This is a genomic window from Gillisella taibaishanensis, from assembly GCF_001938985.1.
GTDB classification, from domain to species: domain Bacteria; phylum Pseudomonadota; class Alphaproteobacteria; order Rhizobiales; family Rhizobiaceae; genus Allorhizobium; species Allorhizobium taibaishanense.
In genome coordinates this window covers 163,370-187,320 of record NZ_MKIN01000024.1, presented here as the reverse complement: position 1 = coordinate 187,320, position 23,951 = coordinate 163,370, and the positions used below count along the sequence as shown (strand labels likewise).

Here is a 23,951-nt window from a genome sequence, read left to right as displayed (position 1 = left end):
AGCCAATTATCGGCCAAGCTAAAGCAGCTTCCATGAAAAAATTGCGCAATGGTAAGCGCTGAAAACATGGGCAAAACCACGCCATGACCGAAGTCACGAGCCTGCAACCCGCACTTTGTGCAATGTCCACCGGCAGACCTGGCGATGTGAGAGTGCTGGCCAGTGTCTTGCAACAAGGCTCAACCTGCTCATTTCGTTGGCAAGCACCAGGGCAAGCAGGACGCAGAGCCCTCCCCGGCTGCCCCGGTCACCGACCGGGCCGGCCAGTCTTCCCCTTGGTGCGACTCTTGCGCTTTTGATCGCCAGGCTCTTCGTAGGAGCCATGGCCGGCACGTGCCCTTACGATCGGGCGCGGATCGTCTGCTGATGTGCTTGCCGCCGACGAGTCCGGCTTTTCGGGCAACTTTCCTGGCATCGGCTTCTCAGTACGGCCGACAGTCATTTCATCCAGCGTGTTTTTGCGAAACAGCGGTTTAGCCGTGTCGGTGCCTGGACCCATGTCATCGAGCGACGGTTTGGCGAAATAGCTGGAGGACGTGACCGCCCCCGGCTGGCCGCCGGGCTGCGGGCTTCTGCCCTGCTCCTGGGCACGGGCGGTTTCCTTCTCGCCCGGATCGCCCATGCTGGCCAGTTCCACCTCTTTCAGGCGTTTGATCTCGTCTCGCAGGCGGGCAGCCGTCTCGAAGTCGAGATCGGCGGCGGCATCCCGCATCTGCTTTTCCAGCGCCGAGAGATGCGCCTGAAGATTGTTACCGACGAGATGGCCGCCCGCCGCAAAGCCCTTTCCGCTGGCGCCGGAAATATCGGCGCGGACGTGGTCGCGCTCGTAGACCGAGTCGAGAATGTCGGAAATCTTCGCCTTGACCGACTCAGGCGTGATGCCATGCTCCAGGTTATAGGCCACCTGCTTTTCACGGCGTCGCGAGGTTTCATCCATCGCCCGCTGCATCGAGCCGGTGATCTGGTCAGCGTAGAGAATGACCTTGCCGTCCACGTTACGCGCTGCACGACCGATGGTCTGGATCAACGATGTCTCAGAACGCAGGAAGCCTTCCTTGTCGGCATCGAGAATGGCAACGAAGCCGCATTCGGGAATGTCGAGGCCTTCGCGCAGCAGGTTGATGCCGACGAGAACGTCAAAGGCGCCGAGCCGGAGATCGCGCAGAATCTCGATCCGCTCCAGCGTATCGATATCGGAATGCATGTAGCGCACCCGCACGCCCTGCTCATGCAGGTACTCCGTCAGGTCCTCGGCCATGCGCTTGGTCAGAACCGTCACCAGCGTACGATAACCCTTCAGCGAGGTTTCCTTGATCTCGCCCAGCACGTCGTCGACCTGAGTCTTGGCGGAGCGGACCTCGACAGGCGGATCGATCAGGCCGGTGGGGCGGATCACCTGCTCGGCAAACACGCCGCCGGACTGTTCCAGTTCCCATGAACCGGGCGTTGCCGAAACAGCGACGGTCGGCGGGCGCATCGCATCCCATTCCTCAAACCGCAGCGGTCGGTTGTCCATGCAGGACGGCAGGCGGAAGCCGTATTCGGCAAGCGTCGCCTTCCGCCGGAAGTCGCCCCGATACATGCCGCCGATCTGGCTGACGGAGACATGGCTTTCGTCGATGAAAAGCAAGGCATTATCAGGGATATATTCGAACAAGGTCGGCGGCGGTTCACCGGGCGTACGGCCAGTCAGGTAGCGCGAATAGTTTTCGATGCCGGCGCAGGAGCCCGTTGCTTCCAGCATTTCGATATCATAGCGGGTGCGTTGCTCCAGCCGTTGGGCCTCAAGCAATCGGCCGCCCTTTTCCAACTCAGCCAGCCGCTGCTTCAACTCTTCCTTGATCGCCTTGATCGCGCCGTTCAGCGTAGGGCGCGGCGTGACATAGTGCGAGTTTGCGTAGATCTTCACCGACTTCATATCGCCGGTCTTCTGGCCGGTCAGCGGGTCGAATTCGGTGATCGCGTCGATCTCGTCGCCAAACATCGATATGCGCCAGGCAGCGTCGTCCAAGTGGGCCGGGAAAATTTCGATAGTGTCGCCGCGCACCCGGAAGGAGCCGCGTATGAAATTGATGTCCTGCCGCTTGTACTGCTGGGCAACGAGGTCGGCCAGCAACTGCCGCTGGTCGATCCGATCGCCTACCGACATCTGGAATGTCATGGCCGTATAGGTTTCGACCGACCCGATACCATAGATGCAGGAGACCGAGGCGACGATGATGCAGTCGTCCCGCTCCAGTATGGCGCGGGTGGCGGCATGGCGCATCCGGTCGATCTGCTCGTTGATCGAGCTTTCCTTCTCGATGAAGGTATCCGAGCGCGGCACATAGGCTTCCGGCTGGTAATAGTCGTAATAGGAGACGAAATATTCAACCGCGTTGTCGGGGAAGAAATTCTTGAACTCCGAATAAAGCTGGGCGGCAAGCGTCTTGTTCGGGGCGAGAATCACCGCCGGTCGCTGGGTTTCCTCGATCACCTTGGCCATGGTGAAAGTCTTGCCCGAGCCGGTCACGCCGAGCAGAACCTGACTACGCTCGCCGGAGTTAATGCCTTCCACGAGATCACGGATCGCCGTGGGCTGGTCGCCGGCCGGCTTATAGTCGGAGACCATGCGGATCGGAATGCCGCCCTCGGATTTTTCCGGCCGGGACGGCCGGTGCGGCGCCCAGATCTTGCCGTCCTTGAACAGCGGATTGCCGCTTTCGATCAGCGCAGACAACGCCTCGACCGTTGCCGTGACGGCGCCGGGGGCAAGCGTCTGAGCTTCCTCCAATGATACATCCATGCCCGAGACTGGATTGAGGCCGGCAGCGGCGCGCGTAGCGGGATCGGAGGATGCCCCGATCGACACGCCACGCGAGGTGCGCATGGCGCTACCACCATCTTCGCCCTTGGCCTTGCGCGCCGGCTTTGTCGGCTCAGCGGCAGCCTTGCGGCCAGCGGTCTTTTCCAGCGCGACCTTTTCGGCGTGCTTGCGGGCTTCGATTTCGATCTTCTTGCGGTGCTTGCCGGCCTTGGACGCCAGTTCGCGCTGGCTTTCAACGCCAGCCGACTCGGCCTCCGCCTCCAGCTGTTTGACCCAATCGGCAACGCTTCCGCTTAAAGGCGCACCTTCGAAGGCAGCCTGCGGCGCTTCTTCGAAGCCGGAAGCGTGCGGCGAACCGTCTTCGTCACGTGATGCGGAAGCAGGATTGCGGGCGGAGGTTTTATTCGGAGATCTGGCCATGGCTCAAATATGGATAAGACCGAGGCCAAAGTGAAGTGTGAAGCGACGCAATCAGAACAAAAAAGCAACAGTTCTGGTAATCACGCCACAGCAACCTGGCTTATATCGTCATCGTGAGCGCTTTTTTTTTGGCGTTCGATCCATTTGGGCAGCATTTCGACGGGCATTGGCCTGGCGAAGTAGTAGCCTTGGCCGATGTTGCAGCCGATATCTCGCAGGGTTGCGGCATCCGCAGCTGTTTCGACGCCTTCCACCACGATATCGACGCCGATCGCCCGGCCAAGGCCAACCAGTGCCACGATCATCGCCTTGTTCTTGTGAGAGTTGTCGATATCGCTGACAAAACTGCGATCGATTTTCAACCGGGCGATTTTCAGGCTGATCAAATAGGCCAGTGAGGAATAGCCCATGCCGAAATCGTCTACGGTCAGTTTATAGCCGCCTGCTTCCAGGCGGCTCAATTGCTCGCCGGCAACCACGGGATCCAAAATTGTTTCTTCGGTTATCTCGACCTCGAGCAGCCGGCGGTCGACGCCATGCGCTTCAGTGATTCGGTCCAGCATGACGGAGACGTCGTAGAGAGCGAATTCCCGCGGCGAGACATTGAGAGCGACGACCGCATCCGGCAGGCCAAGCGATGCCAGTCTTTGCAAGAGACAGCAGATCTGTTCGGTCACGAAGGCGGTCAGGGCTTCGCTGAGCTGCATTGCTTGGGCTGCATCGACGATTTCTGGCGGAGAGATGGCGCCGAAACGCGGATGGAACCAGCGCAACAATGCCTCGAAACCGACCACGTCACCGGTCGCGAGATCGATCTGCGGCTGGAACCGGGTTTCCAGCTCTCCCTTGGCCAGCGCTTCTCCAAGGTCCTGTTCAATATCACGCTGGCGATCGATGCGTTTCTTGATCGCCAGGTCGAATTCACGCACCTGCCGCGGCCCGGCGCGCTTGGCCTCTGAAAGCGCCATGCTCGCGCAGGTAAATAGGCCTTCTGCGTCCTCGGCGTGGTCGGGGAAGATCGCCATGCCGGTACTGAGGCCGGAATTGACCTTCACGCCCTGGATCGTCACGGGCGCCAATGACGGCGCGATCATATTGAGTGCAACGATCCGCGAATTCTCACTCACGTTACCGTCCAACAAGAGAATGGCAAATTCGTCACCGCCGATCCGCGCCATAATTGCATCGGGACCAACTAGGTTTTTAAGCCTCTGGCCAAGGATTGCCAGGAACTGGTCGCCACCGCGATGGCCGAACGCGTCGTTGATCAGCTTGAAGCGGTTGACATTGACCAGAACGAGCCCGACCTGACGGTTTCCGATCTTTGCTGCGGCAATTTCGCCGGCGAGACGTCCGTTGAAATAAGTACGATTGTATAAACCGGTCACGGGGTCGCCGTTGGCGAGCACCTCAAGGCGCAAATTCTTGTGTTTGATGTCTTCGTTGGCGATGGTCAGGTTCTGCGTCGCGGCTTGATTGCGCAGCTTTGCAGTCTCACTGTCGACGAAAGCCTTGTCAGCCTGCAATAGCAGATGCGACATCCAGGCAGTCAGCACCATAAAATTGAATGATGAAACGATACCGACGATTCCGCCGTGATTGGCAAAATTCCAGATCATCGCCACGATAATCGGTATGCAGAAACAGAAGGCGATATGGCTCATTCCGGCCTGGCGCAAGATCGTCATAGCGATCAATCCACCCATGATCAGTAGAACCGATGGGTCGGCGCCCAGCATGTCGACATCGACGACTAAGGTCGGCAAGGCAGCCCAGGTCAGACCATGGAGGATCGCCGTAATACAGGCGAGCCTGACGATATCTTCCGGAACCCCTGAGCTCTGGACAAATCTGCGCAGACGAAACGAAAGACCAACCCGAAACACGGTGACCAGAGCCAGGACAACAAGCCACAAGACAAGCCTGTCACCGCCTTTTGCTTCCAGCAGAAGTAAACCGACGATCATCGTGGCAGCCAGAATATTATATCCAGCAGCCAAAAGGCTGCTACGCACCGCAAGAGCTGCCCGAGCCTGACGCACGGACAATAAAAGCATTTCCTTTTGTTCTAATGTTTCTGAAAACAAAACAGTCTCATCTAAATATTAAGCGCAATAATTGCAGTGACATGAAGCTACGTGAGGATCACGACTTTGTGGAAAGAAAGAGTGAACACTGAACTTAAAATCGCAGAGAGACCCAATTATCGCCGCAGCCACCATCTTGGACGGGAAAAGAATGTACCTGACAGCGTGGGAGACGCCTCGAATTCGGGCCGGGCGATCCGTAAGTGCCTGTGATTGCGCACCAAGGTTTCAAAGCGTGAGAATACGGACATTGCGCAAAGGCAGAATGTCTTTGCGGCCAGGTAACGCGGGCTATGCTCCGGCTTTGGGAAAAGCGTTGGTGCGGCCTAGCTGATATGCCCTATAGTCGGCTGCAGGACCGATGCGGATGAGAGGCAGGCACGCGATGGCGCACAGTGATAGCAAGATCGACTATATCGAGTTCAATGTCCGGGAAATTGCCAGGGCAAAGCATTTCTATGGAGCGGCCTTCGGCTGGCGCTTTACCGACTACGGACCCGATTATTGCGAGTTCGACGATGGTCGGCTGAAGGGCGGCTTTACCACAACGGCACCGGTCTCAGTAGCCGGCGGGCCATTGGTCATCCTGTTTGCAGAGGATCTTGAACAGGCTCAGAGCAAGGTGGAGCAGGCAGGCGGCACGGTCAGCCGCGCGATATTCTCATTTCCGGGCGGCAGGCGGTTTCATTTCCGCGACCCCGATGGCTATGAGCTGGCAGTGTGGTCGGACAAGGGCGCCTGATCCCTCCCCGTCGACTCAATCGAACGCCCACCGGATCTGTTCGACCCGGTGGGCTTTTCGTCACTCGCCGCCGCCGAGCGAATGGACGTAGACGGCCAGTTCCTTGACCGTGGTATCGCCAAGACGGACTGACCAGGCCGGCATGACACCATGCTTGGGATGCGCAACCTGCTGGGCGATTTCCTGTTCGCCGTTCACCTTCAGCCAGATGGCGTCTGACAGATTGGGTGCGCCGACATCGCGATTTCCTTCAGCCTTGTCGCCATGGCAGGCGACGCAATTGTCCGCGAACACCTTCTTGCCAGGGGCGACAAGCGCCTCGTTGGAGGGCTTGCCCGTCAGGCTGACGACATAGGCGGCGACCTGACGGATTTCCTCGGGCTTGAGGATATCGGCGAAAGCCGGCATTTCAGAAACGCGGGTATCCGGGTCGCTGGTATAGCGGATGCCGTGCTGCAGTGTCGTATAGATGGCGTCGATGTCGCCGCCCCACAGCCAGTCGTCGTCGTTCAGGTTCGGATAGCCGGGACCACCGGCGGCGCCGGAGCCATGGCAGGGCGTGCAGTTGACCTTGAAGGCAGCAGCACCGCCGGCGACGGCAAACTGTGTCAGGGTTTTGTCGGCCAGGATATCCTTGACCGGCAGGGCCGCGATCTTGTCGGTAAAGACGGATTGCGCCGCCTTGGCGTCAGCCAGCTCCGCTGTCACGGCCGCCCGGTTGGTATAACCGAACAGACCCTTTGTATTCGAGGTCAGCATCGGCCAGGCCGGATAGAAGACGGTATAGCCGATCGCCCAGATGATGGTGGCGTAGAAGGTCAGGACCCACCAACGCGGCATGGGATTGTTGAGTTCGCGGATACCGTCCCACTCGTGGCCCGTGGTTTCGACACCACTGATTTCGTCAATGTGTTTGTCAGACATGATTAGTCCTCCCGCAAGGGGATAGAGGCAGCGTCTTCGGCATGTTGCTTGGCGCCCGGCCGAAAGACGAAGAGGATAGCGCCCGCGAAAAACAGCAGCATGCCCAGCATGCCCCAACTGTCTGCGAAATGGCGCATGGCCGTATAGATTTCGGTTCCTTCCATGACACCCTCCTCAGCGATAGCCGGTTGCGTCGTCATACTTGGTGAAGTCCACCAAGGTGCCGATCATCTGCAGATAGGCGATCAGCGCATCCATTTCGGACACGACCGCCGGATTGCCGTCGAAATCGCCGGTCTTGGCCTTGGGATAGCGCGCCAGCAGCGCCTTCGTATCGGCATTGGGATCGGCCTGGGCGGCAAGGTCCGCCTTGGCGTTGTCGATCATGTCCTGGGTATAGGGCACGCCGACTTCGCTGTTCACCTTCAGGTCCATGGAGACATTGGTGATCTTCAGCGGCGTTTCCTTGAGGAACGCATATTTCGGCATGATCGACTCAGGCACCACCGAGCGCGGATCGCTCAGATGCTGGACGTGCCAGTCGTTGGAATAACGGTCCCCCACCCGGGCCAGATCGGGCCCGGTGCGCTTGGAGCCCCACTGGAACGGATGGTCATACATCGATTCCGCCGCCAGGCTGTAATGGCCGTAACGCTCCACTTCGTCGCGGAACGGACGGATCATCTGGCTGTGGCAGAGATAACATCCTTCACGGATATAGATGTCGCGGCCGGCCAGTTCGAGCGGTGAGTAGGGCCGCATGCCCTCCACCTTCTCGATGGTGTTCTGCAGGTAGAACAGCGGAGCGATTTCGACGATGCCGCCGATTGCGACCACCAGCAGCGATCCCACGAGCAGGAGGCTGGCATTCTTTTCGATGATCTTATGTTTGTCGAGAATGGACATGGTGCCCTCCTTACTCCGCCGGTTGCAAGACAGGCGGCATGGCCGAGCCTGCAAGAGGTGCTTCATTGCGCTGATGGCCGAGAATGGTCATGGTGACGTTCCAGGCCATGACCAGGCCGCCTGCGAGATAGAGCCCGCCGCCAACGGCGCGCATCACGTAGTAGGGGAACATGGCCTTGACGGTTTCCGCGAAGGAATAGACCAGGAAGCCCTGTGCATCATATTCACGCCACATCAGGCCCTGCTGGATACCGGCAACCCAGAGCACGGCGGCATAAACAACGATGCCGAGCGTGGCGAGCCAGAAGTGCCAGTTGACCATCCGCATCGAATAGAGGCGGTCGCGGTGCCAGAGCTTGGGCGTCAGGTAGTAGATCGCGCCGAAGGTGATCATGCCGACCCAGCCGAGTGCGCCGGAGTGAACGTGACCGATGGTCCATTCGGTATAGTGGCTTAGCGAATTGACCGTCTTGATCGACATCATCGGGCCTTCGAAGGTCGACATGCCGTAGAAGGCGATGGCGATGACCATCATGCGGATGATTGGATCGGTGCGGATCTTGTCCCAGGCGCCCGAGAGCGTCATCAGGCCGTTGATCATCCCGCCCCAGGAAGGCATCCACAACATGATCGAGAACACCATGCCCAGCGTCTGCGCCCAGTCGGGCAGTGCCGTGTAGTGCAGGTGGTGCGGGCCAGCCCAGATATAGAGGAAGATCAGGGCCCAGAAGTGGATGATCGACAGACGGTAGGAATAGACCGGACGTCCGGCCTGCTTGGGCACGAAATAATACATCATGCCGAGGAAGCCTGCCGTCAGGAAGAAGCCGACCGCGTTATGGCCGTACCACCATTGCGTCAGTGCATCCTGCACGCCGGAGAAGGCGGAATAGCTCTTGACGCCGAGGAAGGAGACAGGGATCGCCAGGTTGTTGACGATATGCAGCATGGCAACGGTGACGATGAAGGCAAGGTAGAACCAGTTCGCCACATAGATATGCGGCTCCTTGCGGGTCAGGATCGTGCCGAGGAAGGCGAGAAGATAGCCAACCCAGACCACCGTCAGCCACAGGTCGAGATACCATTCCGGCTCCGCATATTCGCGGCCCTGGGTGATGCCGAGCAGATAGCCGCTGGCCGCCATGACGATGAAGAAGTTATAGCCCCAGAAGACGAACCAGCCGAGCGTGCCACCAAACAGCCGGCTGCGGCAGGTGCGCTGCACGACATAGAAGGAGGTGGCGATCAGCGCATTGCCGCCGAAGGCGAAAACCACGCCCGACGTATGCACCGGGCGCAGCCGGCCGAAGTTGAACCAGGGGCCGATATTGAGGTCGGGAAAGGCGAGCTGCAGGGCGATGATCAAGCCGACCAGGAAGCCGACGATGCCCCAAAATACGGTGGCAACGACACCGTAGCGCACGACCTCGTCGAAATATTCGGTCTTCGGCTGTGCCGCCGCCCGAGTGATCGCGCCGGCCCCTGCCGGTGCAAACTTGGCGCGGCGCAGCATCAATACCGTGCCGGCAAGAAATAGGACAAACGCCACCCACATATGGGCAGCGAATAGGCTGTCATAGGCGAAACCCGCCCCGAGCAGCGCGGTAAAGGCCAAAATGGCCAGAACCATGGTTTCGAAAGTATAGTTCATTGTTGGCATCCCCCAACGGCTTCGTGTCGGCACGGTCCTTCCTTCTCGGAAGGGCTCCGCCCTGATTTGCGGTGTGCGCAGTCGTTCAATGAAAAAGCCCGTATTCGACAGGCCGATTTTCCCGACGATACCAGTCGCCATGCCGTCCGCCAGACGGATCGACTTCTGCGTTACCGTCTGTTTGCCACTGCCAAGCGCCAATAGCCTTGATTCAAATCAAGGCGGGCCGAGCCACGGCAGCGATAGATAGAGAACGGCAATGGCATTGTGTCGCAGGCTTCGGACAACGGCGTCCGGGTTTCGGCACGGCAAACCGGCACATGTAGCGTGACGTTGGTGGGCCCGGGTCCACCGGCTCTCTTGCCATTGGGGAATTCCTCGCGCCTCAAGCGCATCTGGAATCCGTTTTGGCTCGAGACGAGAGTTTGCCAAACCCTCGATCCCGCTCCGCCAGGATTTGCGTATGCCCTGCGCTGCGGCCTCACGCCCGTTTCAATTCGGGCCGGGAACAAAGGAGAAGCGGAATGCAAGGCAATGTCGACAAGACAGGGTTGCGGACAGCCAGTCGGGCCAAGGGCCTCGCTTTGCCGCCCTGCGACACAAGCGTGGACTGGCTGCATCGCGCGCACCGGGAACAGCTGGCGCTCTGCAACGAACTGGAAGAAGTCGCAGACTCCCTGCCGACCAATATCAATAAACAAAAATGTATTTACGCAGCCAAGGCATTGATCCCCTTGATCAAGGGCGTTCACCACTACGAGGAAACCATACTGTTTCCATGGCTAGAAGCCTCTGCTTTACGCAGTTCCGCTATGAGCGACACGCTCAATCGGTTGCGATTCGAGCATTGCGAGGATGAGTGCTTTGCCGAGGAGCTGACCGATGCGCTGCTGAAACTCGGCAGCGGCGCCGAAGTCAACATGGAAGCCGTCGGCTATATGCTGCGCGGATTTTTCGAAGGTCTCAGGCGCCACATTGCCTTCGAGCGTGAGCATATCTTGACCCAGATCGACAGCCACCACACGGCCTGACGCAATAGCATGTGAAAACGACGAAACCCGCCATCATGGATGGCGGGTTTCGTCGTTTCCGTCTGTCACTGGCTCGGCCGTTGAAGAGACTGAACCAGCGAAGGCGGGCGTTATCGAAACAGATACGCCCGCTATTTGTTGTCAGAGCATGAGGCCAGAAGCCGTCTTCAATCGCTTTTCGTCTCGACCGCCCTTCATGCGCTCGGCCAACAGGAAAGCCAGCTCCAGCGCCTGATCGGCGTTGAGACGCGGATCGCAATGGGTATGGTAGCGATCCTGCAGGTCTTCGGCCAGAACCGCGCGAGCGCCGCCGGTGCATTCGGTCACGTCATTGCCGGTCATCTCGATATGGATGCCGCCGGGATGCGAACCTTCGGCGCGGTGGATCTGGAAGAAGCTTTCGACTTCCGACAGAATCCGCTCAAACGGCCGGGTCTTGTAGTGGTTGAGCGTGATCGTGTTGCCATGCATCGGATCGCAGGACCAAACGACCTTGCGGCCTTCCCGCTCTACAGCACGGATCAGGCGAGGCAGGTGATCGGCAACCTTGTCGTGGCCAAACCGGCAGATCAACGTCAGACGGCCTGCCTCGTTCTGCGGGTTGAGAATGTCGATCAGGTTCAACAGATCGTCCGCCTGCAGCGAAGGACCGCATTTCAGACCGATCGGGTTCTTGATGCCACGGCAGTATTCGATATGGGCGTGGTCGGCCTGGCGCGTGCGATCGCCAATCCAGATCATGTGACCCGAGGTCGCATACCAGTCACCAGAGGTCGAGTCGACGCGCGTCAGCGCTTCCTCGTAGCCGAGAAGCAAGGCTTCATGGCTGGTGAAGAAATCGGTCTCGCGCAGGCTCGGATTGCTTTCCGCGTTGATGCCAATGGCCTTCATGAAGTCCATCGTTTCGGAAATGCGGTCGGCCAGCTTGCGGTAGCGGTCCGCCTGCGGGCTGTCCTTGACGAAGCCGAGCATCCACTGATGCACGTTTTCGAGATTGGCATAACCACCCATGGCGAACGCGCGCAGCAGATTCAGCGTCGCGGCCGACTGGCGGTAAGCCATCAGCTGGCGATGCGGATCCGGAACACGAGCTTCTTCGGTGAAGTCGATGCCATTGACGATATCGCCGCGGTAGCTCGGCAGCTCGACATCACCCTGCCGCTCGAAATCGGACGAACGGGGCTTGGCGAACTGACCTGCAATGCGGCCGATCTTCACGACCGGAAGCTGGGCACCAAAAGTCAGGACAACAGCCATCTGGAGGAAGGCGCGGAAGAAGTCGCGGATCGTGTCTGCACCGTGTTCGGCGAAGCTTTCGGCGCAATCGCCGCCCTGCAGCAGGAAGCCGTTGCCTTCGGCTACATTGGCAAGCGACTTTTTCAAACGGCGGGCCTCACCGGCAAAGACCAGAGGCGGATAAGAGGCAAGCTTTTCCTCTGCTGCGGCCAAAGCGGCCTTATCCGGATAGGCCGGAGCCTGCTTGATCGGCTTCTGCCTCCAGCTCGTCGGGGTCCAATTCTGCGCCATCGTCTTCACCTACACAAAACGCGGCCAAGACTTAAGGCCGCTCGAGATCGGCGGCTTATAAACTCTTAATGGAAGCTTGAAAAGCAATAGATTGCTGCAAACCCGCCTCGGTCTAAATGAAATGGCTGCAGGGCGGCACTGTACCCTACAGCCTTACTCCATTTCGCTTCGTGTCAGATCCGCTCGCCGTTCCTGATCCGATAGCTCGGGCTGTACATTGTCACCAGTTCCTCTGACGCGGTCGGATGCACAGCCATTGTCCGATCGAAGTCATCCTTGGTGCAACCAGCCTTCAGGGTGATTCCGAGCAGTTGCGCCATTTCGCCAGCCTCATGACCAAGGATATGAACGCCGATTACCTTGCGATCCCCGGAATTGACGATCAGCTTCATGATGGTTTTTTCCGCCCGGCCGGACAACGTCGCCTTCATTGGCCGGAATTCGGCCTTGTAGACCTCGATCTCGGCGAAGCGGCGCGCAGCCTCTTCTTCCGTCAGACCGACGGTGCCGATTTCCGGCTGAGAGAAGACGGCGGTGGCGATTAGGTCGTGATCCGGCGAAGTGGGGTTATTCTTATATTCCGTCTCGATGAAGCACATGGCTTCGTGAATAGCGACCGGGGTCAGCTGCACCCGATCCGTGACGTCGCCAAGGGCAAAGATGCTGGGCACATTGGTTCGAGAATACGCATCGACGATGATCGCTCCACGGTCGTTGACGGCAACGCCAGCCGTTTCCAGGCCAAGGCCCTTGGTATAGGGATCGCGGCCAAGCGCCAGCATGACAGTATCGGCGGAAAGCATGCCGTTTTGCAGCGTGCGCAAAGATAGCCCACCGGCAGCGGTCTTGGTGACCTCCTCGATCACGTCGGTGCACAGGATGCGGATGCCCTTGGCTTCCATCGCCTGATGCAGGCCACGACGTACGTCTTGATCGAAGCGGGACAGGATTTCCTTGCCGCGATAAATCAGCGTCGTATCTACGCCGAGACCATGAAAGATATTGGCAAATTCGACCGCGATATAGCCGCCGCCAGCGATAACGATAGAGCGCGGCAATTCGTCGAGATGGAACGCTTCATTCGAGGTAATGCAGAATTCATGGCCCGGCAGTGACTGGTGCCCGTTGGCGGAGCCACCGACAGCAATCACGATCCGCTCCGCCGTGACTTCGCGGCCGGTCGCAAGAAGACGAACGCTGTTGGGGCCGGTCAACTCTGCGCGGCTCTCGATCAGTTCGGCGCCAGCATTGTTCAGCCCCTTGCGATAGAGGCCTTCCAGACGGGCAATTTCCTGGTCCTTTGCCGCGATCAACTTCTTCCAGTCAAAACGGCTTTCGCCGACCGTCCAGCCAAAACCTGCCGCATCTTCGAAATGCTCGTGAAACTGCGAGGCGTAGACAAAAAGTTTCTTCGGCACGCAGCCCCTGATGACGCAGGTGCCGCCGAAACGGTATTCCTCGGCAATCGCCACCCGCTTGCCCATGGAGGCAGCAAGGCGCGCGCTGCGCACGCCGCCAGAGCCGCCGCCGATAACGAACAGATCATAATCGAATGATGACATGGAAAACTCCCGCAAGACGGACGACCAGAGCATTTCCAGAGAGAGCGCGAACCGATTTCTCGTCCGGAAATGCGTATAAAGTGACTTAGAGCGGTTGGTGTTTCCGCAAAACGCCGAAACACCGAAGACCTTCGGCAGCTTCCAGCACATCGTCCGACAGGACAAATGGCCTCCAGCCCGAAGGACGACTGGAATGGACACGCTCTATATAAGGATGAAATTGCCCGACACCAGAAGAGTGACAAGCCGGAAGTTGCCTGATTACGCTGGCGGCGCAACACCACGTCACCCGGGGCGACAGGTCAGGCCTGATCTCATGCAAGAAATGAACGAGAAGGCCCAGATCGATCTCAGGGCCTTCTCGTTGCAAGCGGTTAAATCAAGGCTTGGGTGCCGGAGCAGGCGCAGGTGCTGCCGGCGCAGGGGCCGGATCGGCAGCTGGCATCTGGGCCTTCAACTGGGCGCCGGCTGTCTTCACCAAAGCATCGTTGGTATTCTTTTCCAGATCCCGAGCGACGCCGGCTGCCCAGATATCGGCAGACTTGCCAAGCTCACGATTTGCGACCGGCTGATCCTTGATCAGCTTCTGGCCGGCCGGGCTCGAGAAGAAGGCCGCGATCTGCTTCAACTCGTCCTGAGTAAAGGACTTCGCGTAAACGGTAGCTGCTTCCTTTTCCAGATCGCCGCGGCGAGCCGCCAGCGCGATTGCCTGTTGGTCGACCGTCTTGTCGATCTGGTCTTCCAGGTTCGGATAGGCCTGGATCAACTGAACCTTCAACCGGGCGGCAACGTTGGGCAGGATGTTGTCGAACACATTGGTGACGCCGAGCGCCGTGATCGCCTGGCGGGCAACATTGATCTGCGCCTCGGTCACGTCCTGCGCCTGCGCGGACGCACCAGCCAGAAGCGAAGCTGCGATGACCGCACCGGCGGTCAAGCGACCGAAACGAAGGCGACCGATAGCTTGAAACTTGCTCATAAAACTCATGCTCCTGTTATTGTCCCCAGCACATTGCCTCCACGGCCGCACTGAACTGTCACTAAATCTTTGGTCTGCCTGCCCTGCCCGCTGTCATGCATCCAATCAAAGTCCGCACGACATTCCCCGGGCCCGGCAAACACCCCTTGCATGCCATCAGGCCGACGGCTCGATCACCCGCGCGCCGTCTTCACCTGCGACAACGGCAAGGGAGGCCAAGCCGATGAAAAGCCCATGTTCGACCACACCGGGTATTCCATGCAAGGCACGTGAAAGGGCCTCTGCATCAGGAATGCGGCCAAAAGAAGCATCAAGGATATAATGCCCACCATCGGTCATGAACAGGTCGTCGCCGCTCATGCGCAGCGCCATGGTTCCCGTCAAGCCGAGCTTTACTGCCGCCTTCTCAATGCTGATGCGGGTCGCAACACCGCCGAAGACGTTGATTTCGATAGGCAGCGGATAGGCGCCAAGGGTCTCTACCAGCTTGGTCTCGTCGGCAATGACGATCATCCGGCTCGATGCCGCGGCCACGATCTTTTCGCGCAGCAGGGCACCGCCACCGCCCTTGATCAGGGTCAGCCGCCGGTCCAGTTCGTCGGCGCCGTCGATCGTCAGATCCAGTTCCGGCATCTCGTCGAGCGACATCAGTGGCACACCAAGCTCGACACACAAGCGAGCGGTTCGCTCGGACGTCGGAACGCCCTGAACCTTGAAGCCACCGGCCACTTTTTCCGCCAGCAAACGGACGAATTCCTCGGCGGTCGAGCCGGTGCCGATGCCAAGCCGCATTCCATCTTCGACATAAGACAAAGCCAGTTCGGCGGCCTTGATCTTCATTTGGCGAGTGTCCATGCTGCCGGCAGCTCCTCTTGCAATACCTGTTCTTGCGCAACACTTGGCAGGGTGTGTCGAAGAGCCTGCGACGCAACGCAAACGGCTAGCAACGCCTCATCCCTTCCGCAGAAAGTGCTTGCTGTTTACACGGGTCGCCTCCCAAACGAAAGCCCCTTTCGTGTCCGTCCCATGTTGCGTTACGCCGCAAAAAACCTTAGCCGTGGCTTTCGAAACTCCGGTTTTGAACACCCAACCGTGGAAAGCGTGCACGCCCTTGTCTTCATCTTCCAAAAGCCTGCGCCCGATCGTGGTTTTCGATCTGGACGGAACCCTGATCGATACCGCTGCCGACCTCGTCGCCAGTCTCAACCACACCATTGCCGCCGCCGATCTCGCTCCGGTTGAGGCAGACGATCTCAACCATCTCGTCGGTCATGGCGCGAAAGTGATGATCGAACGCGCCTTCAGCCTGCGGGGTCGGTCGATCTCTGAGGAAGAATTCCAACCGCTCCTGGAACGCTTCATCGACCACTACAAGAGCCAAATGCCGGGCCAAAGCCAGTCGTATCCGGGCCTTGACGGAGCGCTGACACGGCTGGAGAACGCCGGATATCTGTTGGCGGTCTGCACCAACAAAATGGAAGGTCTGGCGCGGCCGCTGCTCGACGGTCTCGATCTGACGCGCCGGTTCGCCGCCATTACCGGCGGCGATACGTTCGAGGTCCGCAAGCCGGATGCCGGACATCTCCTCGGCACGATCGAGAAAGCGGGAGGCGATCCCAAACGCGCCGTCATGGTCGGCGACAGCCGTAACGATATCCTCGTTGCCCAAAACGCTCGAATCGCTTCCATCGCCGTCCCCTTCGGCTATTCCGATGTACCGGTCGCCGATCTCAAGCCTGACGTGGTCATCGACCACTTCGACGCGCTGACCGCGGAACTGATCGAGCGCCTGCTCAAGTAGTTCCCGCACCGTGTTCAGGATGGGAACCAGCCAGCCACGTCCTTATGACGGATAAACACAAAAGGCCCGGAACGATTGTTCCGGGCCTTTTGCTTGCACATTGACATAACTTGGTCGGTTCAGCTCTGGACGCCGCGCGATGTAGAGGTGACGTCGAAGGCTTTGCGCGTGGCTTCGTCACGGCTGTAGACATCGTCATAGTAACGAATGACGCCATCCTTGTCTGGCCAGGCCGTGAAATAGGCGACATACACTGGGAATTTCTGCGGCACCTGAACGGCACGGTTCTGGCCGGAGGCGATCTGGGCGTCGATATCGTCAACAGTCGTGCCCATAACGGCGGCAGCCATGACGCGCGGCTCGGCCAGACGAACGCAGCCGTGGCTCAGCGCGCGCATGTCACGCTTGAAGAAGCTCTTTGCCGGCGTGTCATGCATGTAAATGGCATGAGCGTTCGGGAACAGGATCTTCAGATCGCCCAGCGCATTGTCGCTGCTCGGCGGCTGGCGCACATCCACATCGGGATTGGTGCTCCAGTCGATCGACGACGATGGCATCTTGCGGCCCTTGTAGCTGACCTCATAGCCCTGACGGTCGAGATAGCTCGGGTCCTGGCGCAGCTTCGGCAGCATTTCATTGACGATGATCGAGCGTGGCACACCCCAGTAAGGGTTGAATTCCACCGTCTGAATCATGTTCTGGAAGAAGAAGGTCTGGTGCTGAGGCGCACCAACCACGACCTTCATCGCGATCTGCTGCTGGCGATCGTTGAAGTAATAGGCCTCAAACGCCGGCTGGTTGATGAAGACATAGCGCGGACCGAGATCAGCAGGCAGCCAGCGCATCTGCTCCATGGCGACGACCAGCTTTTCGATCTTGTCGGCGTTGGAATGACCGACCATGGTGCGCACGGTACCCTGGCCAATGACGCCATCCGGCTTCAGGCCGCGTTCTTTCTGATAATCCTCGACCAAAGCCACCAGTTCCGGCGTATAATCGGGCGTACCGGTGTAATTGGTCAGCGTCAGGGCATGCGTGGTCTTCAGCGCATCGCTGCCATAGGCCTTGATGCCTTCGACGATATTGGCGAGCTGTGGATTGCTGCCGCCCGGCTTCAGCACGCCGGTCAGGTTAATCTTGACTGGCTTGACCTGTTGCTGGCTGCCTTCCGCCGTCAGCTTGGCAAGCTCGGCTTTCAGCGCCATGAACTGCGGATTAGCCGGGTCGCGGCCATGCAGGTAAGCGCCGATATCGGGGCTGGTGCGCACCAGATCGAGGACCGGATCAAGATTGACGGTTTTACGCTTGAAATCATGATAGCCGGAAATACGGTTCGGATCGAGACGTCCGCGCACGGTGTCCTGTACATAGGTCAGGATCTTCGCCGACAACGAAAGCTCGAACGCCATCAGCGCCTGGCGGCGTGCATCCTCAGGCATGGTGTCGAGGCCCTCGGGCATCTTCACGGCGTAGTCGGCTGGCTCGAGACCTGCGGTATCGGCGGTTGCCAGGGCAGCGACAGCGGATTTCGCCTTGTCGGTGACGGCGGTATCGGTCGTCCAGATCAGGGCGCCCTTGTTGTTATAGTAGTTTTCAACTGCCTGGGCGATGTCCGGCGTTGCTTCCACCTTGACCTGCGACATCGCGAGATGCGCGACGGCGAGGTCATGGTCGGTGCCAAGGACAGGAATGGGCATTTCCGGCGGCTTGATGCCAATCGTACGGCGGCTATCGGCCTTATATGTGTAATAGCGAGGAGCGGCGACCTTCTGGATCGGCTCGGGATCGCGCAGCTGAGCTGGCGGAATGATTTCAGCGGCTGGGGCTGGCTGGCGGCGCTCTTCCGACCGGCCGCGCAGGAGGTCCATCAAGGTTGTAGCCCCTGCCGTTTGCGGCAGGCCGGCTAGAACCGTCGATGTGGTCAGGAGGACTGCGAAAAGCGCCCGGTTCAGCGAAGGTTTGTGCAACTGCTTTCCCCATTCAGAAGGTCAAAGTCGGGACTCGGCAACGGTCCCCGGTTCTTGAGCCGGTTCCCTAGCCGATTACGACGGCTTTGGAAAGTTTACCATGTCGAAATGCTTAAATTGCGAAGGGTCAACTTCGTGTGACCGCTCACCACAGAACCATGGTTAACACTGCATCAAGGTTAAGCCGTGATTTGGTTAAGATTCAGTAACCATATCATCTCACATCAACATGGTTCGATGACAATTGCGCGAGCAGACAGCTTTGACGCCGCGCCAAAAACATGTATCAAAAACTCATATTTTAACGACGCCTCTCTCGACACCCCCGCTTGATGTCGCCTGCGGCGCCTTTACATAAATACGACAACCTTTCGGAGATCGATCATGACCGCCACCCGCACCGAAACCGATACTTTTGGCCCTATCGACGTAGCCAGCGACCGCTACTGGGGCGCTCAGGCGCAGCGCTCGCTCGGCAATTTCAAGATAGGCTGGGAAAAGCAGCCTCTGCCGGTGGTGCGTGCGCTCGGCATCGTCAAGCAGGCGGCAGCGCGCGCCAACATGGCGCTCGGCGTGCTCGATCCTGCCCTCGGTGACGTCATTGTCAAGGCCGCCCAGGAAGTGATCGACGGCAAGCTCAACGAGCATTTTCCGCTGGTGGTCTGGCAGACCGGCTCCGGCACCCAATCGAACATGAATGCCAATGAAGTGATTTCCAACCGGGCAATCGAGATGCTCGGCGGCGTTATGGGCTCGAAAAAGCCTGTCCATCCGAACGATCACGTCAACATGAGCCAGTCTTCCAACGACACCTACCCCACCGCCATGCATATCGCGGCGGCAGAATATGTGGTCCACCACCTCATTCCCGGTCTGAAGCATCTGCACCAAGCCCTTGATACCAAGGCAAAAGCCTTTGCCTCCATCATCAAGATCGGTCGCACTCATACGCAGGATGCCACGCCACTGACGCTCGGCCAGGAGTTTTCAGGCTATGCCGCGCAAGTCGCCTCTGCCATCAAGCGGATCGAACTGACGCTGCCAGGCCTCTACGAACTGGCACAAGGCGGAACCGCCGTCGGCACCGGGCTGAATGCGCCTGTTGGATTTGCTGAAAAGGTTGCGAAAGAGATTGCCGAGATCACCGGCCTGCCCTTCGTGACCGCGCCGAACAAGTTCGAGGCACTCGCCGCCCATGACGCCATGGTCTTTGCCCATGGCGCCATCAATGCCGCTGCCGCCGCCTGCTTCAAGATCGCCAACGACATCCGCTTCCTCGGCTCCGGCCCGCGCGCAGGTCTCGGCGAACTCGCCCTGCCGGAAAATGAACCCGGCTCCTCGATCATGCCCGGCAAGGTCAATCCGACGCAATCGGAAGCCATGACCCAGGTCTGCGCTCATATCTTCGGCAATCAGGCAGCCATTACCTTCGCGGGCAGCCAGGGCCATTTCGAGCTCAACGTCTATAATCCGATGATGGCGTACAACTTCCTGCAGTCGGTGCAATTGCTCGGCGATGCCAGCGTGTCCTTCACCGACAATTGCGTTGTCGGCATCGAAGCCCGCCAGGACAACATCAAAAAGGGCGTCGAAAATTCGCTGATGCTGGTAACGGCGCTGAACAGCAAGCTCGGTTACGACATCTGCGCCAAGATCGCCAAGACCGCCCATAAGAATGGCACAACACTGCGCGAAGAAGCAGTCGGCGGCGGCTATCTCACCAACGAGGAATTCGATCAATATGTCCGGCCGGAACTGATGATCGGACCGAAGTGATCCGTCACGGCCTCCTTTAAATCCAACTAGATCCGCAAGTGCTCTCAGATCTTATCGTCTGAGGGCACTTTGTTTTCCGAGACAGGCAAGACACCAAGGGCATTCGCTTGCCGTCTCCTTTGTCACCAGATTAAAAAACAGCATAATAGACTAATAGATAATACCTACTCACGCACTAAATGTTGCATCGCACACTCCACTTTAGAATCATTTGCAAATAGCCGTTTGCGGGACTAACGAAATCCGGAACGCATTTCCTTCCGGCATGAAAGGTCCCGCGATGGCTGATGATCTCTTTCCTCTCGGCGCAGATACGACGCCTTACCGCAAGCTCACATCTGATTATGTTTCGGTTGAGACATTCAAGGGTCAGGAAATTCTGACTGTCGAGGCGGAAGGCCTGCGGCTTCTGGCCGAGACCGCGCTCTCCGATATCAACCACCTGCTGCGCCCCGGCCATCTCAAGCAGTTGGCCTCGATCCTGGCCGACCCGGAAGCGACCGATAATGACCGGTTCGTGGCCTACGACCTGCTGAAGAATGCCAATATTGCCGCCGGCGGCGTGTTGCCGATGTGCCAGGATACTGGCACCGCCATCGTGATGGGCAAGAAGGGCCGTCGCGTCTGGACAGAAGGCGGCGACTACGAGGCCTTGGCCCATGGCGTACGCGATGCCTATGAGAAACGCAATCTGCGTTATTCGCAGCTGGCACCGCTGAAGATGTTCGAGGAAAAAAACACCAAGACCAACCTTCCCGCCCAGATCGACCTCTATGAAGAGGGCGAGGACACCTACAAGTTCCTGTTCATGGCCAAGGGCGGCGGCTCGGCCAACAAGACCTTCCTCTACCAGGGTACGCCATCGCTGCTGACCCATGACCGGATGATCGACTTCCTCAAAGACAAGATCCTGTCGCTCGGCACGGCTGCCTGTCCCCCTTATCATCTGGCGATCGTCATCGGCGGTCTGTCGGCGGAAATGAACCTGAAGACGGTGAAGCTCGCCTCCGCCCGTTACCTGGACGAACTTCCTACCGAAGGGTCAGAATCCGGCCACGCCTTCCGCGATCTCGAGATGGAGCAGGAAATTCACAAGCTGACTCAGTCGCTCGGCGTCGGCGCGCAATTTGGCGGCAAGTATTTCTGTCATGATGTGCGGATTATCCGCCTGCCGCGCCACGGCGCCTCTCTGCCGATCGGCCTTGGCGTCTCCTGTTCCGCCGACCGCCAGGCCAAGGGCAAAATCACCAAGGACGGCATTTTCATCGAGCAGCTTGAAACCGATCCGTCGAAATACATGCCCGACATCGACGAAGCGGCGCTGTCGTCCTCCGTCGTCAAGATCGACCTCAATCAGCCGATGAGCGCTATCCTGGCAGAGCTGAGCAGGCACCCGGTCAAGACCCGGCTGTCGCTGACCGGCACAATCATCGTTGCCCGCGACCTCGCCCATTCCAAGATCCGCGAGCGGCTGGAAAACGGTGAAGGCATGCCCGAATACATGAAGAACCATCCGGTTTATTATGCTGGACCTGCCAAGACGCCGGAAGGCTTTGCGTCCGGCTCCTTCGGCCCGACCACGGCTGGGCGCATGGACAGCTACGTCGACCAGTTCCAGTCTTTCGGCGGTTCGATGGTCATGCTTGCCAAAGGCAACCGCTCGCGCGCCGTGCGCGAGGCCTGCAAGACCCATGGCGGTTTCTACCTCGGGTCCATCGGCGGGCCGGCAGCCCGCCTCGCGCAGGATTGCATCCGTAAGGTCGACGTTCTCGAATATCCGGAACTCGGCATGGAAGCCGTCTGGAAGATCGAAGTCGAGAATTTTCCTGCCTTTATCGTCACCGACGACAAGGGCAATGACTTCTTCCAGGAATTCAACCTCTGATCGAAGACGACATGGCGCGGATGCATCCGATCTACATCCGCGCCAGTATTGCAAGCAGTACCGACGTTTTTTCCGTGTCATCAACCAATTTCATACAACCTACGGAATTCTTTACTTATCGTATTAAATATTTGATCACCATTGGGGCCTAATCCTTACTGCGGCACACGGGATGGGACACACACAAAATGAATACCGCAACGACGGCGCGGCCCCAGGGGATCGATATCGCGACGCAGATTTCTTTTGCAATGCGTTCGATGGGTGTTTCGCCGCTTCCTCGCAATTACGAGCTGTTTTACGAAGCCTATATCGGCTCCAATCCGGCACTTACGCGCCGGGTTACTGCGCTGGGCAACCGCGCCACCCAAGACGACCTCGACCAGATCGCTGAAGAATTTTTTGGACATAATTCCAACCGGATCATCGAAAACGCCCATTCGCGGCTGGTCACGGAACTCGATAATCTGCTGCGGTTGATGAAGCAGGAGCAGAGTTCGCTTGAGACCTACAACAAGCTGCTGGACGAGACCTGCTCGCGCATCAATGCCAAAAGCAGCGGCAGCGTCGATCTTCTGCGCAACGCTATTGCGCTTCTGACACGGGCAACCGACGATACACTTGCCCATGGCGAAAAGACCGCCGAAAGCTTTATTCAGAAATCCGTGGAAATGGACGCGGTACGTCGCGAACTGGATGAATATAAACGCATCGCCAATACCGATTCACTCACCAGGCTCGCCAACCGTCGCGCTTTCGACGAGCGGATGGCGGCGCTGTTCAACTACCCCTCGACCCTTTCGAGCACATCGCTCGTCTTGATCGATATCGACCACTTCAAGAAGATCAACGACACCTTCGGTCATCCGGTGGGAGACAAGATCCTCGCCACTGTGGCCGGCGTCATTCGCGCCAGCGCACCGCGCGACGCCTTCGTGGCCCGGGCCGGCGGCGAGGAATTCGCAGTCATCGTCGAAGGCATGTCCGACACAGAGGTATTTGCGCTCTGCGAACGGATCCGCACCAGCCTTGAAGGCACACTGTTCCGCAATTCCCGCACCGGCGTCAATTACGGCCCTGTCACGGTATCGGTCGGCTTTGCGCTCGCTGCGAGTTGCCAGGATGCCGGCGAGCTTTATAGCCGTAGCGACATCGCCCTCTACTGCGCAAAAAATGGCGGTCGCAATTGCTGCCGGCCATTCGAGCCCGGCATGCGCAAGGATTTCGCCAAGGGGTGGCTTATCTACAAGGGGTGATCGCGCCCGTGTAGCACGTCACCGAGCGCTGCTCTCCAAGGTTTCGACCAAGCTTGCCAGCCGCTTGTCGGGAACGATCCAAAGCAGCGCCACCATGGCGTAAAGCCCGTATGAGATCCAAGGCGAGACGAAGGCCAACCCTATCGCAAGGAGATAGAGGATCGGCGACGCGATGCCCTTGAGGTCGCGTCCGAAGATAGAGCGGAATCTTTCAGGATTGGCCGTGGTCGCACAAATCTGGTGCTGAAGAATCTTATAGGCAATTGCCGCCATGGTAAAAACCAGACCATAGGCGATGGCAGGCTGTGGCATGGTGCTTTGCCGGCCGACCCACTCGGTCACGAAAGGCGTCAACGTCAACCAAAACAGAAAGTGCATATTCGCCCACATCACGCCTGGCGTCAGCCGGTTCAGCACGCTCAGCAAATGATGATGGTTGTTCCAGTAGATCGCGACATAGACGAAGCTCAGAACGTAGCCGAGCAGGATAGGCACGAGCGGCAACAGTGACGCAAAGTCCCCTCCGGCCGGCACTTTCAACTCAAGCACCATGATGGTGATGACGATCGCAAGAACACCGTCGCTAAAGGCTTCCAACCGCGCCTTATTCATCCTCGCCGTATCCCTTCCT

Annotated in this window: 18 protein-coding genes; 6 read left to right on the top strand and 12 right to left on the bottom strand. The window is 58.6% G+C overall.

The features are described from left to right. Positions 1 to 247: 247 nt before the first annotated feature. On the bottom strand, positions 248 to 3,226 hold the full coding sequence (gene uvrB / locus BJF91_RS19860) for an excinuclease ABC subunit UvrB (protein ID WP_075616269.1): 2,979 nt from the start codon (positions 3,224 to 3,226) through the stop codon (positions 248 to 250). Positions 3,227 to 3,306: 80 nt separating this feature from the next. Next, entirely contained in the window at positions 3,307 to 5,283 is a 1,977-nt protein-coding gene (locus tag BJF91_RS19855) for a putative bifunctional diguanylate cyclase/phosphodiesterase (protein WP_075616268.1), read from the bottom strand. 415 nt (positions 5,284 to 5,698) lie between these two features. Here BJF91_RS19855 and BJF91_RS19850 point away from each other — a divergent pair, with 415 nt between their 5' ends. Further along, a complete protein-coding gene (locus BJF91_RS19850) occupies positions 5,699 to 6,055 on the top strand; it encodes a VOC family protein (protein ID WP_075616267.1) in 357 nt (118 codons plus the stop codon). 60 nt (positions 6,056 to 6,115) lie between these two features. On the opposite strand, the gene ccoP is transcribed toward BJF91_RS19850, so the two are convergent. Genes ccoP through ccoN form a run of 4 tightly spaced genes read right to left on the bottom strand, consistent with a single transcriptional unit; the run spans position 6,116 to position 9,536 of the window. Next, positions 6,116 to 6,979 carry a cytochrome-c oxidase, cbb3-type subunit III gene (ccoP, locus tag BJF91_RS19845; protein ID WP_075616266.1) on the bottom strand — a complete coding sequence of 288 codons (864 nt, stop codon included), beginning with the start codon at positions 6,977 to 6,979 and terminating at the stop codon, positions 6,116 to 6,118. 2 nt (positions 6,980 to 6,981) lie between these two features. Further along, positions 6,982 to 7,143 carry a cbb3-type cytochrome c oxidase subunit 3 gene (locus BJF91_RS19840; protein WP_075616265.1) on the bottom strand — a complete coding sequence of 54 codons (162 nt, stop codon included), beginning with the start codon at positions 7,141 to 7,143 and terminating at the stop codon, positions 6,982 to 6,984. A 10-nt stretch (positions 7,144 to 7,153) separates the two neighbouring features. Continuing rightward, entirely contained in the window at positions 7,154 to 7,885 is a 732-nt protein-coding gene (gene ccoO / locus BJF91_RS19835) for a cytochrome-c oxidase, cbb3-type subunit II (RefSeq protein ID WP_075616264.1), read from the bottom strand. Positions 7,886 to 7,895: 10 nt separating this feature from the next. After that, a complete protein-coding gene (gene ccoN / locus BJF91_RS19830; RefSeq protein ID WP_075616263.1) occupies positions 7,896 to 9,536 on the bottom strand; it encodes a cytochrome-c oxidase, cbb3-type subunit I in 1,641 nt (546 codons plus the stop codon). Positions 9,537 to 10,060: 524 nt separating this feature from the next. Between ccoN and BJF91_RS19825 the strand changes: the two genes are divergently transcribed. Beyond that, positions 10,061 to 10,567 (top strand): hemerythrin domain-containing protein, encoded by a 507-nt coding sequence (locus BJF91_RS19825; protein ID WP_075616262.1) that lies wholly within the window; start codon positions 10,061 to 10,063, stop codon positions 10,565 to 10,567. Positions 10,568 to 10,708: 141 nt separating this feature from the next. Here BJF91_RS19825 and BJF91_RS19820 read toward each other — a convergent pair whose 3' ends face one another. From BJF91_RS19820 to rpiA, 4 genes are all read right to left on the bottom strand, one after another. After that, positions 10,709 to 12,094 (bottom strand): class II 3-deoxy-7-phosphoheptulonate synthase, encoded by a 1,386-nt coding sequence (locus BJF91_RS19820; RefSeq protein WP_075616261.1) that lies wholly within the window; start codon positions 12,092 to 12,094, stop codon positions 10,709 to 10,711. Between the two features lie 173 nt (positions 12,095 to 12,267). Then, positions 12,268 to 13,656 carry a glutathione-disulfide reductase gene (gor, locus tag BJF91_RS19815; protein ID WP_075616432.1) on the bottom strand — a complete coding sequence of 463 codons (1,389 nt, stop codon included), beginning with the start codon at positions 13,654 to 13,656 and terminating at the stop codon, positions 12,268 to 12,270. Positions 13,657 to 14,035: 379 nt separating this feature from the next. Further along, complete coding sequence (locus BJF91_RS19810; protein ID WP_075616260.1) at positions 14,036 to 14,635, bottom strand: DUF2059 domain-containing protein; 600 nt, start codon at positions 14,633 to 14,635, stop codon at positions 14,036 to 14,038. Positions 14,636 to 14,791: 156 nt separating this feature from the next. Further along, the gene (rpiA, locus tag BJF91_RS19805; protein ID WP_075616259.1) at positions 14,792 to 15,490 is read right to left on the bottom strand and encodes a ribose-5-phosphate isomerase RpiA; all 699 of its coding nucleotides are present in this window, start codon (positions 15,488 to 15,490) and stop codon (positions 14,792 to 14,794) included. A 256-nt stretch (positions 15,491 to 15,746) separates the two neighbouring features. Here rpiA and BJF91_RS19800 point away from each other — a divergent pair, with 256 nt between their 5' ends. Further along, positions 15,747 to 16,436, top strand: coding sequence for an HAD family hydrolase (locus tag BJF91_RS19800; protein ID WP_075616258.1), 690 nt, complete (start codon positions 15,747 to 15,749; stop codon positions 16,434 to 16,436). 119 nt (positions 16,437 to 16,555) lie between these two features. Here the strand turns inward: BJF91_RS19800 and BJF91_RS19795 are convergent, their stop codons facing one another. Further along, positions 16,556 to 18,403 carry a L,D-transpeptidase family protein gene (locus BJF91_RS19795; RefSeq protein ID WP_075616257.1) on the bottom strand — a complete coding sequence of 616 codons (1,848 nt, stop codon included), beginning with the start codon at positions 18,401 to 18,403 and terminating at the stop codon, positions 16,556 to 16,558. 384 nt (positions 18,404 to 18,787) lie between these two features. Between BJF91_RS19795 and fumC the strand changes: the two genes are divergently transcribed. The 3 genes from fumC (at position 18,788) to BJF91_RS19780 (ending at position 23,320) form a co-directional block, all read left to right on the top strand. Then, the gene (fumC, locus tag BJF91_RS19790) at positions 18,788 to 20,179 is read left to right on the top strand and encodes a class II fumarate hydratase (protein ID WP_139310786.1); all 1,392 of its coding nucleotides are present in this window, start codon (positions 18,788 to 18,790) and stop codon (positions 20,177 to 20,179) included. A gap of 265 nt (positions 20,180 to 20,444) precedes the next feature. Next, positions 20,445 to 22,064, top strand: coding sequence for a fumarate hydratase (locus tag BJF91_RS19785; protein WP_324615725.1), 1,620 nt, complete (start codon positions 20,445 to 20,447; stop codon positions 22,062 to 22,064). 188 nt (positions 22,065 to 22,252) lie between these two features. Further along, complete coding sequence (locus BJF91_RS19780) at positions 22,253 to 23,320, top strand: GGDEF domain-containing protein (protein ID WP_075616254.1); 1,068 nt, start codon at positions 22,253 to 22,255, stop codon at positions 23,318 to 23,320. 18 nt (positions 23,321 to 23,338) lie between these two features. Here BJF91_RS19780 and BJF91_RS19775 read toward each other — a convergent pair whose 3' ends face one another. After that, positions 23,339 to 23,932, bottom strand: coding sequence for a TMEM175 family protein (locus BJF91_RS19775; protein WP_075616253.1), 594 nt, complete (start codon positions 23,930 to 23,932; stop codon positions 23,339 to 23,341). Positions 23,933 to 23,951 lie beyond the last annotated feature (19 nt).

Excerpts from the sequence above, each read along its gene's own strand:
- uvrB (WP_075616269.1), bottom strand. The coding sequence starts at position 3,226 with ATGGCCAGATCTCCGAATAAAACCTCCGCCCGCAATCCTGCTTCCGCA.
- BJF91_RS19855 (WP_075616268.1), bottom strand. The coding sequence starts at position 5,283 with ATGCTTTTATTGTCCGTGCGTCAGGCTCGGGCAGCTCTTGCGGTGCGT.
- BJF91_RS19850 (WP_075616267.1), top strand. The coding sequence starts at position 5,699 with ATGGCGCACAGTGATAGCAAGATCGACTATATCGAGTTCAATGTCCGG.
- ccoP (WP_075616266.1), bottom strand. The coding sequence starts at position 6,979 with ATGTCTGACAAACACATTGACGAAATCAGTGGTGTCGAAACCACGGGC.
- BJF91_RS19840 (WP_075616265.1), bottom strand. The coding sequence starts at position 7,143 with ATGGAAGGAACCGAAATCTATACGGCCATGCGCCATTTCGCAGACAGT.
- ccoO (WP_075616264.1), bottom strand. The coding sequence starts at position 7,885 with ATGTCCATTCTCGACAAACATAAGATCATCGAAAAGAATGCCAGCCTC.
- ccoN (WP_075616263.1), bottom strand. The coding sequence starts at position 9,536 with ATGAACTATACTTTCGAAACCATGGTTCTGGCCATTTTGGCCTTTACC.
- BJF91_RS19825 (WP_075616262.1), top strand. The coding sequence starts at position 10,061 with ATGCAAGGCAATGTCGACAAGACAGGGTTGCGGACAGCCAGTCGGGCC.
- BJF91_RS19820 (WP_075616261.1), bottom strand. The coding sequence starts at position 12,094 with ATGGCGCAGAATTGGACCCCGACGAGCTGGAGGCAGAAGCCGATCAAG.
- gor (WP_075616432.1), bottom strand. The coding sequence starts at position 13,656 with ATGTCATCATTCGATTATGATCTGTTCGTTATCGGCGGCGGCTCTGGC.
- BJF91_RS19810 (WP_075616260.1), bottom strand. The coding sequence starts at position 14,635 with ATGAGCAAGTTTCAAGCTATCGGTCGCCTTCGTTTCGGTCGCTTGACC.
- rpiA (WP_075616259.1), bottom strand. The coding sequence starts at position 15,490 with ATGGACACTCGCCAAATGAAGATCAAGGCCGCCGAACTGGCTTTGTCT.
- fumC (WP_139310786.1), top strand. The coding sequence starts at position 18,788 with ATGACCGCCACCCGCACCGAAACCGATACTTTTGGCCCTATCGACGTA.
- BJF91_RS19785 (WP_324615725.1), top strand. The coding sequence starts at position 20,445 with ATGAAAGGTCCCGCGATGGCTGATGATCTCTTTCCTCTCGGCGCAGAT.
- BJF91_RS19780 (WP_075616254.1), top strand. The coding sequence starts at position 22,253 with ATGAATACCGCAACGACGGCGCGGCCCCAGGGGATCGATATCGCGACG.
- BJF91_RS19775 (WP_075616253.1), bottom strand. The coding sequence starts at position 23,932 with ATGAATAAGGCGCGGTTGGAAGCCTTTAGCGACGGTGTTCTTGCGATC.